15 protein-coding genes, 1 other RNA gene and 1 pseudogene are annotated in these 15,392 nt (G+C 33.1%); 5 read left to right on the top strand and 12 right to left on the bottom strand.

The annotated features are described in order from the left end of the window. Positions 1 to 1,206, bottom strand: a complete 1,206-nt coding sequence (glgA, locus tag GQ40_RS03885; RefSeq protein ID WP_047545920.1) for a glycogen synthase — start codon at positions 1,204 to 1,206, stop codon at positions 1 to 3. A gap of 153 nt (positions 1,207 to 1,359) precedes the next feature. Here glgA and msrB point away from each other — a divergent pair, with 153 nt between their 5' ends. The 3 genes and pseudogenes from msrB to lpdA all read left to right on the top strand — a co-directional run bounded on the left by msrB (position 1,360) and on the right by lpdA (position 4,017). Beyond that, entirely contained in the window at positions 1,360 to 1,842 is a 483-nt protein-coding gene (msrB, locus tag GQ40_RS03880; RefSeq protein ID WP_047545919.1) for a peptide-methionine (R)-S-oxide reductase MsrB, read from the top strand. 106 nt (positions 1,843 to 1,948) lie between these two features. Continuing rightward, positions 1,949 to 2,503: pseudogene (locus GQ40_RS03875) on the top strand (DUF1572 family protein). A gap of 137 nt (positions 2,504 to 2,640) precedes the next feature. Beyond that, a complete protein-coding gene (lpdA, locus tag GQ40_RS03870; protein ID WP_047545917.1) occupies positions 2,641 to 4,017 on the top strand; it encodes a dihydrolipoyl dehydrogenase in 1,377 nt (458 codons plus the stop codon). A 136-nt stretch (positions 4,018 to 4,153) separates the two neighbouring features. Here the strand turns inward: lpdA and GQ40_RS03865 are convergent, their stop codons facing one another. The 5 genes from GQ40_RS03865 to GQ40_RS03845 all read right to left on the bottom strand — a co-directional run bounded on the left by GQ40_RS03865 (position 4,154) and on the right by GQ40_RS03845 (position 7,593). Continuing rightward, a complete protein-coding gene (locus GQ40_RS03865) occupies positions 4,154 to 4,792 on the bottom strand; it encodes a porin family protein (RefSeq protein ID WP_047545916.1) in 639 nt (212 codons plus the stop codon). Between the two features lie 359 nt (positions 4,793 to 5,151). Then, positions 5,152 to 5,637 (bottom strand): hypothetical protein, encoded by a 486-nt coding sequence (locus GQ40_RS03860; protein ID WP_047545914.1) that lies wholly within the window; start codon positions 5,635 to 5,637, stop codon positions 5,152 to 5,154. A 28-nt stretch (positions 5,638 to 5,665) separates the two neighbouring features. After that, entirely contained in the window at positions 5,666 to 6,091 is a 426-nt protein-coding gene (aroQ, locus tag GQ40_RS03855) for a type II 3-dehydroquinate dehydratase (protein WP_047545912.1), read from the bottom strand. 81 nt (positions 6,092 to 6,172) lie between these two features. Then, positions 6,173 to 6,796, bottom strand: coding sequence for an OmpW family outer membrane protein (locus GQ40_RS03850; RefSeq protein WP_047545910.1), 624 nt, complete (start codon positions 6,794 to 6,796; stop codon positions 6,173 to 6,175). Positions 6,797 to 6,996: 200 nt separating this feature from the next. Then, positions 6,997 to 7,593 carry a porin family protein gene (locus tag GQ40_RS03845; protein ID WP_047545908.1) on the bottom strand — a complete coding sequence of 199 codons (597 nt, stop codon included), beginning with the start codon at positions 7,591 to 7,593 and terminating at the stop codon, positions 6,997 to 6,999. A 244-nt stretch (positions 7,594 to 7,837) separates the two neighbouring features. Here GQ40_RS03845 and xerA point away from each other — a divergent pair, with 244 nt between their 5' ends. Continuing rightward, a complete protein-coding gene (gene xerA, locus GQ40_RS03840) occupies positions 7,838 to 8,746 on the top strand; it encodes a site-specific tyrosine recombinase/integron integrase (RefSeq protein ID WP_047545906.1) in 909 nt (302 codons plus the stop codon). Between the two features lie 67 nt (positions 8,747 to 8,813). Then, positions 8,814 to 9,965: a PAS domain-containing sensor histidine kinase gene (locus GQ40_RS03835; protein WP_052184139.1), complete on the top strand. Its 1,152-nt coding sequence runs from the start codon at positions 8,814 to 8,816 to the stop codon at positions 9,963 to 9,965. A gap of 92 nt (positions 9,966 to 10,057) precedes the next feature. Here GQ40_RS03835 and GQ40_RS03830 read toward each other — a convergent pair whose 3' ends face one another. The 6 genes from GQ40_RS03830 to GQ40_RS03810 all read right to left on the bottom strand — a co-directional run bounded on the left by GQ40_RS03830 (position 10,058) and on the right by GQ40_RS03810 (position 15,310). Beyond that, positions 10,058 to 10,942 carry a pentapeptide repeat-containing protein gene (locus GQ40_RS03830; RefSeq protein ID WP_047545904.1) on the bottom strand — a complete coding sequence of 295 codons (885 nt, stop codon included), beginning with the start codon at positions 10,940 to 10,942 and terminating at the stop codon, positions 10,058 to 10,060. A gap of 64 nt (positions 10,943 to 11,006) precedes the next feature. Further along, entirely contained in the window at positions 11,007 to 12,689 is a 1,683-nt protein-coding gene (locus tag GQ40_RS03825) for a C1 family peptidase (RefSeq protein WP_197052648.1), read from the bottom strand. Positions 12,690 to 12,837: 148 nt separating this feature from the next. Then, positions 12,838 to 14,409, bottom strand: a complete 1,572-nt coding sequence (rny, locus tag GQ40_RS03820) for a ribonuclease Y (RefSeq protein ID WP_410523948.1) — start codon at positions 14,407 to 14,409, stop codon at positions 12,838 to 12,840. Between the two features lie 119 nt (positions 14,410 to 14,528). Continuing rightward, a non-coding RNA gene (gene ssrS / locus GQ40_RS17400) (6S RNA) lies at positions 14,529 to 14,657 on the bottom strand. A gap of 53 nt (positions 14,658 to 14,710) precedes the next feature. Continuing rightward, entirely contained in the window at positions 14,711 to 15,004 is a 294-nt protein-coding gene (locus tag GQ40_RS03815) for a cell division protein ZapA (RefSeq protein WP_047545899.1), read from the bottom strand. 15 nt (positions 15,005 to 15,019) lie between these two features. Beyond that, positions 15,020 to 15,310 (bottom strand): hypothetical protein, encoded by a 291-nt coding sequence (locus tag GQ40_RS03810; RefSeq protein WP_047545897.1) that lies wholly within the window; start codon positions 15,308 to 15,310, stop codon positions 15,020 to 15,022. Between the last annotated feature and the right edge of the window lie 82 nt (positions 15,311 to 15,392).

Genomic DNA, 15,392 nt, shown 5'->3' with positions numbered 1-15,392 from the left:
TTATTTTTTTAAAGATTTATATAATTGATGTACTTCTTTTGCAATGGCAGACCAGTCAAAAACATCTTCAACACGTTGTCGACCTGCTTTTTCCATAGCTTTTCTTTTTTCATCGTTTGAAATTACGCTATTTATACCCTCTGCAAGATCCTTAGAGAATTGGTCGGGATCTATTGGCTCAAATGGTGCGCTGTCTTGTTGCTGGACAGGGACCAAAATCCCTGTTTCATTATGTATGACCACTTCTTTGATACCACCAACTGCACTAGCTACTACTGCAGTTTCGCAAGCCATGGCTTCAAGATTTATTATTCCGAAGGGTTCATAAATAGATGGACAACAAAATACATCTGCATGAGAATATAATTGAATCACTTCTGGTTTTGGCAACATATCTGCAATCCAAATAACATTCTTTCTTGTTTTTTTGACTTCTTCAACGCTATCTGCCATTTCTTTTCCGATTTCCGGAGTATCCGGAGCACCAGCACACAATACAATTTGCGTGTCTTCATCAATATATTTAATAGCGTTTACTAAATGGATTATTCCTTTTTGACGGGTAATTCTTCCAACGAAAAGAACATAGGGCTTGCTAGGATCAATATTAAATTTCCTTAAAGTTGAGGTTTCTTGAGTTGCTCTATATTCTTTTAAATTGATACCATTATATATGACCTTTACTTTAGATTCATCAACATCAAAATGTTTTAAAACATCTTCTTTGGTTTCCTTGGATACAGCAATAATGGCGTCTGCCATCTCAATTGCGGTTTTTTCAATCCACGAAGATGCATCGTAACCATTACCTAGTTGTTCTCTTTTCCAAGGTCTCAGTGGTTCTAAGGAATGCGTTGTGATCACGAGTGGAACTCCATAACATAATTTCGCAACAATTCCAGCAAAATGGGCATACCAGGTATGGCAATGCACGACATCTGCATCAATTGGGTCGACATTCATATTAACACACGTACGCAAGGTTTGAAAAATGGCCTTTAATTTTTTTTCTGCAGAATTAAAACCGTCATAGTCATAATCATAGCCCTTAACTTTCATGGTTTCTGAAACCAAATCTTGATCTCCAAAACTACGTACCTCAATAGGCATTAATTTCTCTAATTCTGAAGCTAAATATTCAACATGAACACCAGCACCACCATAAACATAAGGTGGAAATTCTCTTGTAAAAAATAATGCTTTCATTAGGGGTTTTTATGGATTAATTAAGGTAAGAATTATAAAAATATGTTAAGTACTTGTAAGATAGTAATTACTTATTAATTTTATATAACAACTCTAAAATTTATGTAAGTAATTATTGAAAATTACTACTAAATCATAAAACAACAAATAATTATGAGAAAAATAATCACGTTACTAATATTGGGACTAATGTTTAGCTGCAATTCAACTGCTCAGAAAAAAGATATGAAAGAGCAAAAGGAATTCCCGGTAAGTAAAACAGAAGCAGAATGGAAAAAAGAACTTTCTAACGAAGAGTTTTACGTTTTAAGAGAAGAAGGAACAGAACGTCCTTTTACAAGTCCGTTAAACAAAGAATACAGAGAAGGAACTTATCATTGCGCAGCTTGTGATACGCCTTTATTTGAAAGCGAGCATAAATTTGATTCTGGCACAGGATGGCCAAGTTTTGACAGAGAAATAGAAGGTAATGTTGCATTTGGTACAGATAATAAATTAGGTTATAGTAGAAACGAAGAACATTGCGCAACATGTGGTGGTCATTTAGGTCATGTGTTTAATGATGGACCTAGAAAAACAACTGGTAAGCGTCACTGCATTAATGGTGTAGCTTTAAAATTTGTTCCTGCGGAATAAAATTTAAACCTTAAAAACTTTTTAATAGCGGTATAATTTCCAACTATAATAAACTATAGTTTTTTAGAAATTGTATCGCTATTTTTATAGTTATTAATTTTATGTTATGCAACAATCGTATCTAAGTAGCATTATCAAACAGTTTGAATATTATAAAAGGCTTGGCGATCAAACGCTTGAACAATTGACAATTATTGAACTTCAAAAAGAATTTGAAGAAGACAGTAATTCCATTGCAATAATTGTCAAGCACATGGTAGGAAACATGCTAAGTCGATGGACAAATTTTCTCACTGAAGATGGCGAAAAACACTGGAGACATCGTGATAGTGAATTTGAAGATCCATTTCAGAAAAAAGAAGAAATTATAACGTATTGAAACAAAGGTTGGAATTGCTTGTTCAACGCCATAAAACCATTGTCTAATGATGATTTGGAAACCATTATCTATATTAGAAACCAAGGTCATACCGTTACAGAAGCCATAAATAGACAGTTAGCGCATTACGCTTATCACGTTGGTCAAATCGTTTTTGTGGGTAAACTATCAAAAGGAAAACACTGGAAATCACTCTCAATCCCCAAAGGACAATCTTCAATCTATAACAAAGAGAAGTTTGAAAAAGAAAAAGGTCGCAGACATTTTACAGATGACCTTTAGACCTTACACCCAAATTTTAAGACCATTATAGCAAAAACCATTCGAAATTTGAGTTTCGGAATTTTATAATTGGAATTTAGAATTTTTACTTTTGGTTTTGTATCTTCGTTTCCTTAAAATTAGACAAAAATAAACTCATGAGTAAATACGATATTATAGTACTTGGTAGTGGTCCTGGAGGCTACGTAACAGCAATTAGAGCTTCGCAATTAGGATTTAAAACTGCTATTGTAGAAAAAGAAAGTTTAGGTGGAGTTTGTTTAAATTGGGGATGTATCCCAACCAAAGCACTACTTAAATCTGCACAGGTTTTTGAATACTTAAAACATGCAGAAGATTATGGGCTTAACGTATCAGATGCGTCACATGATTTTGATGCTGTTGTAAAACGTAGTCGCGGTGTTGCAGATGGCATGAGCAAAGGTGTTCAGTTTTTAATGAAAAAAAATAAAATTGACGTTATTGAAGGCTTCGGGAAGTTAAAAACCGGTAAAAAAGTAGACGTTGATGGTAAAGAATATTCCGCAGACCACATTATTATAGCGACAGGAGCACGCTCGCGTGAATTACCTAGCTTGCCACAAGATGGTAAAAAAGTGATTGGTTATAGAAAAGCAATGACCTTAGAAGAGCAACCAAAAAAACTAATCGTTGTAGGTTCTGGAGCTATTGGTGTTGAATTTGCTTACTTCTACAATTCTATGGGAACAGATGTAACTATCGTAGAATATTTACCGAACGTAGTGCCTGTTGAGGATGAAGACGTTTCAAAACAACTAGAGCGTTCATTCAAGAAAAGTGGAATAAAGATTATGACGTCTTCGGAAGTTACTCACGTCGATACTTCTGGAAAAGGAGTCAAAGCTACTGTAAAAACAAAAAAAGGAGAAGAAATCCTAGAAGCAGACATCGTATTATCTGCTGTAGGAATCAAATCAAATATCGAAAACATAGGCTTAGAAGATGTTGGGATCGCTGTAGATCGCGACAAAATCTTAGTTAACGATTACTACCAAACTAATATACCAGGTTACTATGCTATTGGTGATGTAACTCCAGGCCAAGCATTGGCTCACGTTGCTTCTGCCGAAGGTATTTTATGTGTAGAAAAAATTGCTGGACAGCATGTTGAAGCACTTGACTACGGAAATGTGCCAGGTTGCACATACTGTTCTCCAGAAATTGCTAGTGTTGGCCTAACGGAAAAACAAGCCAAAGATCAAGGTATCGAGATCAAGGTTGGCAAATTTCCATTCTCTGCTTCAGGAAAAGCTAGTGCATCTGGTGCAAAAGATGGATTTGTAAAAGTAATCTTCGATGCTAAATATGGCGAATGGTTAGGTTGCCATATGATTGGCGCTGGTGTAACAGATATGATTGCAGAAGCTGTTTTGGGTCGTAAACTAGAAACTACAGGTCATGAAGTATTAAAGGCAATACACCCTCACCCAACAATGAGTGAAGCGGTTATGGAAGCTGTTGCAGATGCTTATGGTGAAGTAATTCATCTTTAGACAATTAGACAAAATAAAAAGAAGCGATTTGATTAATTTCAAATCGCTTCTTTTTTTTAAAATTAAAAATATCACAAAAAAAAGTTCTAGAAATTAATCTAGAACTTTTAATTTATTTACGCTTTAAACTACTAGTTTAGAACATAAAGCCAATACCAAATTGCCATACCTTGTTCTTAGCATCTACATTTTCAAAGACTGTATTATCATCAAAAATATTAGTTAAACCAAAAGTATAACGTGCACTAACAAAAAATCCTCCATCAAATTTATAAGAAGAACCTAAAGCCAAACTTGTATCAAAATTCTTAACGTTGGAATCATCTCTATCGATGTCCACATCTCCACCATCTGCAGTTGGCTGAAAATCTATTTCTTCATTGATTTTAAATCCAAATTGTGGACCAGCTTCAACACTCAATCCTTTTATCAAATACGCTTTAAATAACAAAGGCACTTGTATGTAATCTAATTGGTACTCAATATTATCATCTGTATCAAAAGCGTTGTCTTGATCTCTCTCCTGAATATCGAAACCTTGTCCAGAATACAATAACTCTGGTTGGAATGAAATACGTTCGGTCAAAGGGATTTCGGCAACTAGACCAACATTGAAACTAGTTCTAGATTTGTTGTCACCTATGTCATCGCCATCGATGTTTGAAAAGTTTACACCTCCTTTAGCTCCTAACTGAAGTGCTTTAGAATCTGACTGTGCATTTGCACTAAATAGCGTCATAAAAGTCGCTGCTGTAATTACAATTATTTTTTTCATTTAATTATTTTTTATTTGATTTATGATGCAAATCTAATAGCAGAAATCTTTATTTTTCATTACTTAACAGTGATTTAACGACTTTCTATTTTGGACGTAAATTTAATACAACAACAAAATCTAAGTGATGTCCTTTTTCAATAAAAAGGTGAACATAAAATGTGAAAATTCAAAAATTTCATCACTAAATTTGATCGCGAAAAAATAGAGCCTTGTAAAAAAAGAATCACTCTTAGATGCTAAACAAAATTTAGTCTAGAATATCAACGTTTAATTATGATGCATAATAATTTCTTCGGAAAAACAGTAAATGACCCTCGTTGAACTACGCATAAAAAAAAGAGCGTAATTGGTTGAATTTAGAATTTATATCCTGCCCCTATAAACAGACCGTTGGGAGCAACTACATTAAAACCAACTACAAATTTCATGTGTATGTCAAAATTTTCAGTAAGGTTATAAGCTGTAGCTATATCTCCTCTTACTTTAAATTTATTGGTAAAAAAATCAAAGAAATAATTGAGACTGGGTCCTGCTAAGAAACTTATTTTTTCTGAAACTCTAAAATTCGCGTACAATGGTGCGTTTATGAATTGAAAATCGGTTAGGCTTATATACAAAACTTCTGGTTGGAAGGATACGGTTTGGTCGATTTTGAAGTTTGTAAAAATTCCGCCATAGTAGCCCACTTCGGTTTGTATATTATTGCCAAACTGTGCTTCTTGTACTTTGAAAAATGTAAGGTTAAGACCACCTTTGATGCCAAAATCTACATTGGATTGTGCGTTACATTTCAGAATAAAGAAAAACAAAAAAAGCGTGAAACATGTTTTTAACCTTATCATATATAAAACAACGCTTAACTTCTATTGGTTAGTATTCATTTAAAAAACTTTGGATTGCCAATTCATAACTTTGAAGGCCAAAACCTAAAATCACACCTTTTGCATTTGGTGAGATATAAGATTGATGCCTAAACTGTTCTCTTGAAAATGTGTTGGAAATATGAACTTCAATCACTGGAGTCTCAATAGCTTTTACAGCATCACCAATACCTACTGAAGTATGAGTATAAGCTGCTGCATTAAGGATAATACCATCATAATCAAAACCTACTTCCTGTAATTTATCGATCAACTCACCTTCAATATTAGATTGATAATGTTCTAATTTGACATTTGGAAATTTCTTGCTGGTTTGATCAAAAAATTCTGTAAAGGTTAGATTTCCGTAGATATTGGTTTCTCTTTTACCCAAGAGATTCAGGTTAGGACCATTGATGATGATGAGTTTCTTCATAAAGTAAAGATATTAAAATTTGGGTATAAAAAAACCGAAGCGGTTAGGCTTCGGTTTTTACAATGTTAGGTTGTTATATTTTTATAGGAAAAAAGAAAATCCAAGTCCTACGCCAAAAGTATTTGATTTGTTCTCAAAATCACTTTCTTCTTTGTTCTTTAAATTTGCGTTTAAGTATTCAACACCAAAATTTAATGCTACAGAGCTATTGATGAAGTACGCTACACCACCTTGACCTTTAATTACTAAACCACTAAACTTAGTAATATCCTCATCAGATCCTGTAGATAAGTATCCAACACCAGCACCTAAGTATGGTCTAAAACTACCATCTCCAAAAAAGTAAGTTGCATTTGGAATTGCTGCAAATGTGCTCGTTTTAAATTCATCAGTGAATGTCTCACCAAATCCATCAAATTCTTCCTCTTCTTTACTGCTTGAAAATAATAGATCCAAACCAATCGCTAAATTGTCAATAATGAAATAATTTGCACTAGGTGTAATTGAAAATGTTGAAACTGTTGATTCAAAACCAGCATCTTGTCCATCAAATTCTGCTGTGGTTTTGTTTGATGCGAAAGAAATTCCTGCATCAGTACCAAACAACCAAGTGCCCTTTGTTGTTTTACTTTCTAAGTCTTCTTGCGCATTCACATTAGATAATCCAAAAACTGCTACCGCAGCCATAAGTAATAATTTTTTCATAATAAATAGGTTTAAATAATTTGGTTATAAATTTTAAATTGGTCGGCAAACATAGATTTAATTTTTATATCCCACAAGAAATTATTTATCATTTAAGTTGTTTAATCGATAAATAATGCATTTAAGCGATAAACAAGAGTTCTTTAACAAAAAAAAAGGAAGCCAATTGGCTTCCCCTTTTTAAATACTTTTATTTCTAATTAGTTGAAGAAATATCCAACAGATACTTGAATTACATTGTTTTGTGCACTAAAATCACCTGAATCTTCAAATATATTAGATAAACCCAATACATATCTAGCAGAGAAATTTAAACCGCTATCCATTCTGTAGCCTACTCCTACACCAGCACCAAAATCGATACTATTGAAAGCATCTTTAACATCTTCTTCCTCAGAATCTCCTTCAAATTCAAATTCTTCTTTAGCAGATAATAAAAACCCTACTTGAGGACCTGCTTCAATACTAAATCCTTCAGCTACATAATATTTAGCCATGATAGGAATATTAATATAATCTAGCTTTAATTTTGATTCAAAAGTAAATCCTTCAAACTCTTCCTTCTGTTGAAGACCTTGAGCAGAGTATAACAATTCTGGTTGAACTGAAAACTTGTCAGAAATCATGATTTCGGCAACACCTCCTACGTGAAACGCAGTACGACCGTCTGCATCTTCAACATCACCACCAATAGTGGCAAAGTTAACACCTGCTTTAGCTCCAAATTTTACTTCTTGAGCATTTACACTTGATAATCCAAAAGCTGCAACTGCAGCAAATAACATTAATTTTTTCATAATAAAAAGTTTTAAAATTGATTGGTGCAAACTAAATACTTTTTTTTCAGATTACGAAGATTTTTTTGCTTGTTATTAACAATTTTATAAACAAATAAAAATAATACACTGATTTTCAACAATTTGAAATATGTAGTTATCAACAATTTTTAATAAAAAAAGCTAAATTTCGCTAAGGTTTATACTCATTTTGAAGCTTAATTACCTATTTTTATAGGTTAAAAGACATTATACTTTTTAAAGTATGAATTGGCAAAATGCTATTAACGATTATAAATATTATCTCAAAATAGAAAGAGGTCTATCTAAAAACACTATTTCAAATTATGAATTAGATGTAGAAAAACTCACCAACTATCTGGAGCTTCATGCTATTTCGGTCTCACCAGTAGCGATTGACCACGAAGTCGTTCAAGCATTCATTTATGACGCTTCAAAACAATTAAATGCTCGTTCGCAGTCACGATTAATCTCTGGTTTGAGAAGTTTTTTTAGCTATTTGGTTTTTGAGGATTACCGAAAAACAAACCCAATAGACCACATTGAATCCCCGAAAATTGGAAGAAAATTACCAGATACACTCTCTATTAAAGACATTGACTCACTCATAAACGCCATTGACCTTTCAAAAGAATATAATGGTGTTAGAATTGGTGAACGTAATAGAGTCATTTTGGAGACATTATATAGTTGCGGACTTCGGGTTAGCGAACTTATTGATTTGAAAATTTCAGATTTGTTCTTTGATGAAGGCTTTATAAAGGTTACCGGTAAGGGTGACAAACAACGTTTTGTGCCTATTGGTTTAAATACTCAAAAATATATTAACATCTGGAAAGATATTAGATCACATATAGATGTTTATCCCGAACATAAGGATACATTATTTCTTAATAATAGAGGGAAAAAGTTGACAAGAGCTATGATATTTACAATCATAAAAAACCTAGCCAAAGATATTAACCTAGGTAAAATAATTTCACCTCATACCTTTAGACATTCTTTCGCGACCCATTTATTAGAAAATGGTGCCGATTTACGCTCCATACAACTCATGCTCGGTCATGAAAGTATAACTACTACTGAAATCTACATGCATATAGATCGATCTCACTTAAAAGATGTGCTTTTAAATCACCATCCTAGAAAATAAAATACTTTTTTGTAAGTTTTAAAGTGACATTTCAACTAAAAATGAGTCTTAATAAAAAAAACTATTAATGTTCTGGAAAAGAAAATCGCTCAATACAAAAGATGATATTGAGAACAAAAAAACAATTGAAGAGTTGAAATGGAAAATCGCCCTAGAAAACTCCGAAATTGGCCTTTGGGACTATAATGTAGAAACCGAACAGATTTTTTATTCTAAAGAATCTAAAAAAATATTGGGCTTTAAAGAGCATGAACTTACCAACTCCTCTGTTGAATGGAACAATCGCGTACATCCAGACGATCTAGAAACTTTTTACAATGACTTCAACGCGCACACCAATGGATCTTTAGACACCTACAGAAACGAACATCGTGTTCTCTGTCGTGATGGTAATTATAAATGGATACTTAACAAAGGGAAAGTAGTTGAACGAAATAAAGCTGGAAAACCGCTTAGAATTATTGGCACACATACAGATATCACTTATAGAAAGAAAAAAGAAGAAGAGTCTGCTCGTTACTTAGACCTTATCACAAGCCAAAATGAAAGATTGCACAACTTTACACATATTGTATCACACAACCTAAAAACACATATCGGAAATTTCAAGAATATTCTTGAGTTTATTGATGAGACAAATTCCGAAGAAGAAAAAGAAGATTTATTAAACCATTTGAGAACGATTTCTGAATCATTGACTTCGACAATTGTAGATTTAGACGAAATTATAAGCATAAAAACCAAATCAAATTCTAAAGACATCAACGAGCGTATCAATATTTATAATTGCGCAGAAAAAGTGATAAACAGTCTGGAAATGGATATTGCGCACAATGGTATTGCTATCTATAATTCCATAAGAAAAGGCGATTTCATTAATGCAAACAAATCATATTTGGAAAGTATTTTTTATAATTTGATTTCTAACGCAATTAAATATAAATCAGACAATCGCAACTCAAAAATCATATTACAGTCGGTCCACACCAAAGATGAGCTTAAAATTTTGGTTGGTGATAATGGGATTGGTATTGATACCGAGAAATACAAAAACCATCTTTTTGAAATTTACAAAACATTTCATGGCACCAAAAGAAACGACTCTCGAGGCGTAGGATTATACATTACCAAAACCCAGATGGAAGCTGTTGGTGGCAAGATCAAGGTAGAAAGTAAATTGGATGAAGGCACTACGTTCATTCTCTCATTTAAAAAGTAAAAGCAATCTTATAGGACTGCTTTTACTTAGTTTTTATTTTTCTTCGGAAATTTTACTGTTATAAAACTTCGCTCAAAACGTATTTTAAATCCTTATTTTGAAACCATTAGTTTTTGGGAAGGGATCTCAATTTCTGGAGTTTTCAACAAAAAATAACTTTCCATAAAGCTCAATGATGAAACCACTTCGGTTTTATCAAAACGTGCCAGCCCCAAAAATCTACAGTTATCAAAATTTGTTGTTTTGTTTTTAGTGCTTACAAAGTCAAAATCCTGAAAAAATATCGAGTGACTTAACTCTGCGTTATCCCTAAATTCCGCATAATTAAAAAGAACTTTTGCTCTACAATCTATTAAAGTAAGGTCTGCATATTTATAAAACTTGGCAGCACTAAATTGTAATTCTGCATTGAAAACGCTACTTTGAAAACTTACGCTATCAAAAAACCCTGCATTCATGAAGTTCGCTTTTTGATTAAAAAAGGCATTTTGAAAACGCAGTGGACCTTCAAAAATAGTCTTATTGAAAAAAGCGTTTTCATGACAATTTAACTCTTCAAAATTTGCATTTAAATTAAATGTTGATCCTGTAAAATCTGTTCTTCCGTAGATACTGCTTCCTCTAAAATTTACGTCTTCCTTAAAGATACAGTCAATAAAACTAATAGTCCCTTTAAAAGAGGTCAAAACGATATTGCCATTTTCTTCTCTTTTGTAGGCAATCACTGGCTTTTTGAAAATACAGTTTTTAAACGTAATATTTGAGTTTATATTAACTTGGTAAACGCCTTCACTAATTAAATGCTTATCTACATAAGATGTAAAATCAACAATATCATTTATGGTTTTATCATTAATATCGACGCTTTGACTATTTTTTATTAAATCTTTCATACTGCGATCTTCATTTGGTGAAGAGTTCTGCGTTGCACAAGACATTTGAACTAAAGCAACCCATATTAAAACGACATATTTCATAACTATCTTTTTTAAATGATGTTTCAAGATTTAAACAGTTATCCTGAAACATCATTAGTTCATCTTATTGTCCGTAATATTTATCTTTTTTAACCTGAATGTATTTGCTTACTTTATTGTCAATATTTCCATTAAGCTTCTCCCTTTTAATGAACTCTAAAATCTCTTCTTGAGTGTAAGCATTTTTAAAATCTTCTGTTACTGCAGTTTGATTGGTGCTCTGTTTAAGATTTTCTAAATTTGGCTCTTCTGTATTAACAAAATTGAACTTACTTATACTGTTTTCATTAACACTAGTACTTTGTGATGATTTAGAACTATATCCATAATCAAAATACTTAGGGTCTAAAGTAGTGTAGTACAGGTTATTCATTTCATCTTGCTCTGCAAATTTATCCCCTGCATCTGCTATCATCACTAGATAGTATAATCCTGATAATTCTGGCATATAATAGGTTCTTACTTGACTCTCAAGTCCCCAGGCAGTTTGTGTAAAACTTGAACCAGAAGGTATTGTTAAATTGAAAACACAATTGTCTGCTGTTGGACAGTCATAGGTATTTTGTGCAATAGAAGTATTGAATTGATCATAATAAATAACACCATAATCATTGGCATTATAGGCATTAAAATAGATGTAATATATAGACCAGTCACTATTTGGAGAAGCTGGCTGATTGCCAATATTGTAAATATTAAAATCTATTTGTCTCTCATTTTGTATCCCACTAAAGTTGTAAGTTGAATAATCTGCAAATACCCATGGTGCCAAATCCACACCAGTTGTATTAGGATCTGTATCATCTGGCGGATTGTTCTCTCCTCCTCCTTCTTGATCTGATGCTATAAACAAAGGTTTGTCACCATCATAACTTGTACAAAATTCATTAAGCATATAATTATAATCAACCCAAACATAACCATTATCTCCCCAAGTTTCACCCCAAGAATTTATAACTTTGAACGCGCCGTTTGCACCTTTAGAATCATCATAGCCACCAATAACCATGGCATGATAAGCATGCTGGCCTACATTTGTGTATGTCGTACTAGAAGAGAGCACAACATTACTGTTCCAGCTCATAAAATTGTCTGCTAGTTTTGCACCAAGTATTACAGGAATATTATTTGCCAAGTTTTGTTTTATACTTTGAACACTAGCTTCAATTTTTCTCCAGTATTTTATTTTATTTTGATTTGCTTCGGAAGTCCAATTCGCCTGAAGACTGGAATTTGTACAACCTCCTAAACTGTTATAAGGCACCGTCTGCATAGTAGCTACGCCTCTATTTTGCATAACCGTAAGCGCATTTGAAAAATTTGTACCATTACAATCCTGCCCTTTCTCATTGTCTGGAATTGCAGTAAATAAATCTTTAGGACTAAATTGATTAGCTGCTGAAGCTAGTTGCGACGAAGAAAGATTATTACTCATCCCATTTAAAGCAGTTTTAATATTATAACCCACTGCCCAAGAAACACAAGTTCCATATTGACCTTGATCTCCAATTGGTGGAAATTTAGGCACAAGATCTACCGAAGATGGTAAGCTTGTATTCCCAAAACTAAAGTTGGTTGATGTAGGGATAGTTTCCAAATCATCTTGACCGTTCCATCCTAAAGAGAATTCAAGATTCTCACCTTGTTCTTCCTCTTCAAAAGGTGCACTTTCATCTTTGCTACAGCTTGTAAAGAGGTTTAATTGCAGAGCTAAAATGAGATAGAGTAATAAATTGATTTTTTTCATGATAATTGATTTAATAGTTCTTATTACTCTCACATCGTAAACCATTAAATATGTCATCATAAAAACTTAATAATTTTTAAGATTAAAAAAAACATAAAAAAAACCCGATGCAGCATCGGGTTTTCTATAATTTAAACTAAAATTATTTCTATTTCGCAATATTCACAGCTCTTGTTTCTCTAATAACAGTTACTTTTACCTGTCCAGGATAAGTCATATCTGTTTGTATTTTTTGGGATATTTCAAACGATAAATTTGCTGCTTCCTCATCAGAAACTTTTTCACTTTCTACCATAACACGCAATTCTCTTCCTGCTTGAATCGCATATGCTTTGTTAACTCCATTAAAGCCAAAAGCAACATCCTCTAAATCTTTTAAACGTTGTATGTAAGAGTCTAAAACTTGACGTCTTGCACCTGGTCGAGCTCCAGAGATGGCATCACAAACTTGAACGATTGGAGACAACAATGTTGTCATTTCTATTTCATCGTGATGGGCTCCAATAGCATTGCAAACTTCTGGTTTCTCGCCATGTTTTTCTGCCCACTGCATTCCTAAGATAGCGTGAGGAGTTTCCATATCTGCTTCTGAAGAAGGTACTTTTCCTATATCATGTAAAAGTCCTGCTCGTTTTGCTAGTTTTGGATTTAGGCCTAATTCCGCAGCCATAACTCCGCATAGTTTTGCAACTTCACGAGAGTGCTGTAGTAAGTTTTGTCCGTAAGAAGAACGATATTTCATTCTACCTACCATTTTAATCAATTCTGGATGTAGGCCATGAATACCAAGATCGATTACTGTACGTTTACCAACTTCAGCTATTTCCTGCTCTATTTGTTTTTCGGTTTTCTTAACGATTTCTTCAATTCGCGCTGGATGTATTCTACCATCGGTCACCAATTTATGTAATGATAAACGAGCAATTTCTCTTCGTACGGAATCAAAGCATGATAAGATTATTGCCTCTGGAGTGTCATCTACTATAATCTCAACTCCTGTTGCAGCTTCTATGGCTCTAATATTTCGACCCTCACGTCCAATGATACGACCTTTAACATCATCAGATTCAATGTTGAATACAGAAACGCAATTATCTATTGCTTCTTCTGTACCTATACGTTGTATTGTATTGATTATGATTTTTTTGGCGTCTTGTTGGGCTGTCAATTTAGCTTCTTCCATCGTATTTTGGATGTAGCTCATGGCGTCTGTTTTAGCTTCTCCCTTTAAGGATTCTACCAATTGTTCTTTAGCATCTTCTGCAGATAACCCTGAAATAACCTCTAATTGCCTGATCTGGCTCTTATGGGCTTTCTCAACTTCTTCTTTTTTCTTTTCAAGGAATTCAAGACGAAAATCGTAATCTTTTATTTTATCTTCTAAAGATTGGTTTGATTTTTTGTTTTTAGCTAACTCACTAGATAACTGGGATTCTTTATCTCTTGTGCGCTTTTCTGCATCTGCAATTTTTTTATCGCGAGATAAAATAACTTTTTCATGCTCAGCTTTTAATTCTAAGAATTTTTCTTTTGCCTGGAGCATCTTATCTTTTTTGATAGATTCTCCTTCGCTTTTGGCTTGTTTTAAAATTGATTCTGCTTCGCTATTAGCATTTTTTATAAGTTTTGACGCGTTGCTCTTTTCTAAAGACTTTGCAATCATATATCCTATTACAATGCCAAGAACTAATCCTCCAACAATCATCAATATTGTATTCATTTCCATGTTTAGTTAGTTTTAAAAATTTTTGATAATATCAAAAAATCCCTTAAGGTAATCGGGATTATAACCTTTACGGTTAGTAAAAAAAAAGCCTACATCAGTTCTGGATTTTGTATAAACTCCTTAAAAACAAGTTTAGGGCTAACAAGCTGATCAAAAATCTGCTTTGAAATTGAACAAGTTCAATTCCTGGCAGCCCGATTTTACAACTTAAACTCACCCTTTTTAAAGAATTAACGTTGAGTTTATCAAAAAATATAACTAATGTAGGCAGTAACCTAATTTTATTTTAAAGAACTTATGCTCTTAAATGTTCGTGAAGTAGTTCGTTTAAAGCGTTAAGCTTATCCTCTACTTCTTCACCAACATTGGCCTTATCTATTGTTTTCTGTTCAACTTGAGAAGCAAACTGTAATGCACACATAGCCAAAACATCTTGCTTATCCCGTACAGAATAGTTTTGCTCAAACTGGCTTATCATAACCTCTATTTTTTTAGCTGCCTTACGTAATCCTTCTTCTTGACTTGGTGCAATGGTTAAAGGGTATACTCGATTCGCTATAGATAGCTTTATTTTAAGCTGTTCTGCCATTAATTTTGTTTAAAATCATTTAGATAATTGAGCAATACAATGATCAATATCCCTAATTAATGTATTTATTTTGAGCTTGGTTTCTCTGTTATTTTCGTCACTGCCCAGTAATGAGTTTGCCATTTTTAGAGCTTCATGCTTTTCTATCCAAGAACTTAATTCTTCTTGTTGTTGAAAGTTTTTCTGTTGCTGTATTGCTAGCTCTTCCGAGATTTTAGCATTTGTTTGCTTCAACACTTCTAGTTTGTGCAAAACCTTGCTGATTTTATTCTCAATAGAATCTACAACATCTTCAATTTTACTCATTTACAAATTTCAATACTGATATAACAAAGTTAACATACTATGTCAAGAATTACAATACTTTTATCATAAATTTTAAAATTTA

The organism is Psychroserpens sp. Hel_I_66 (assembly GCF_000799465.1).
In the GTDB taxonomy this organism is placed as follows: domain Bacteria; phylum Bacteroidota; class Bacteroidia; order Flavobacteriales; family Flavobacteriaceae; genus Psychroserpens.
This window is presented reverse-complemented; position numbering and strand designations above follow the sequence as displayed.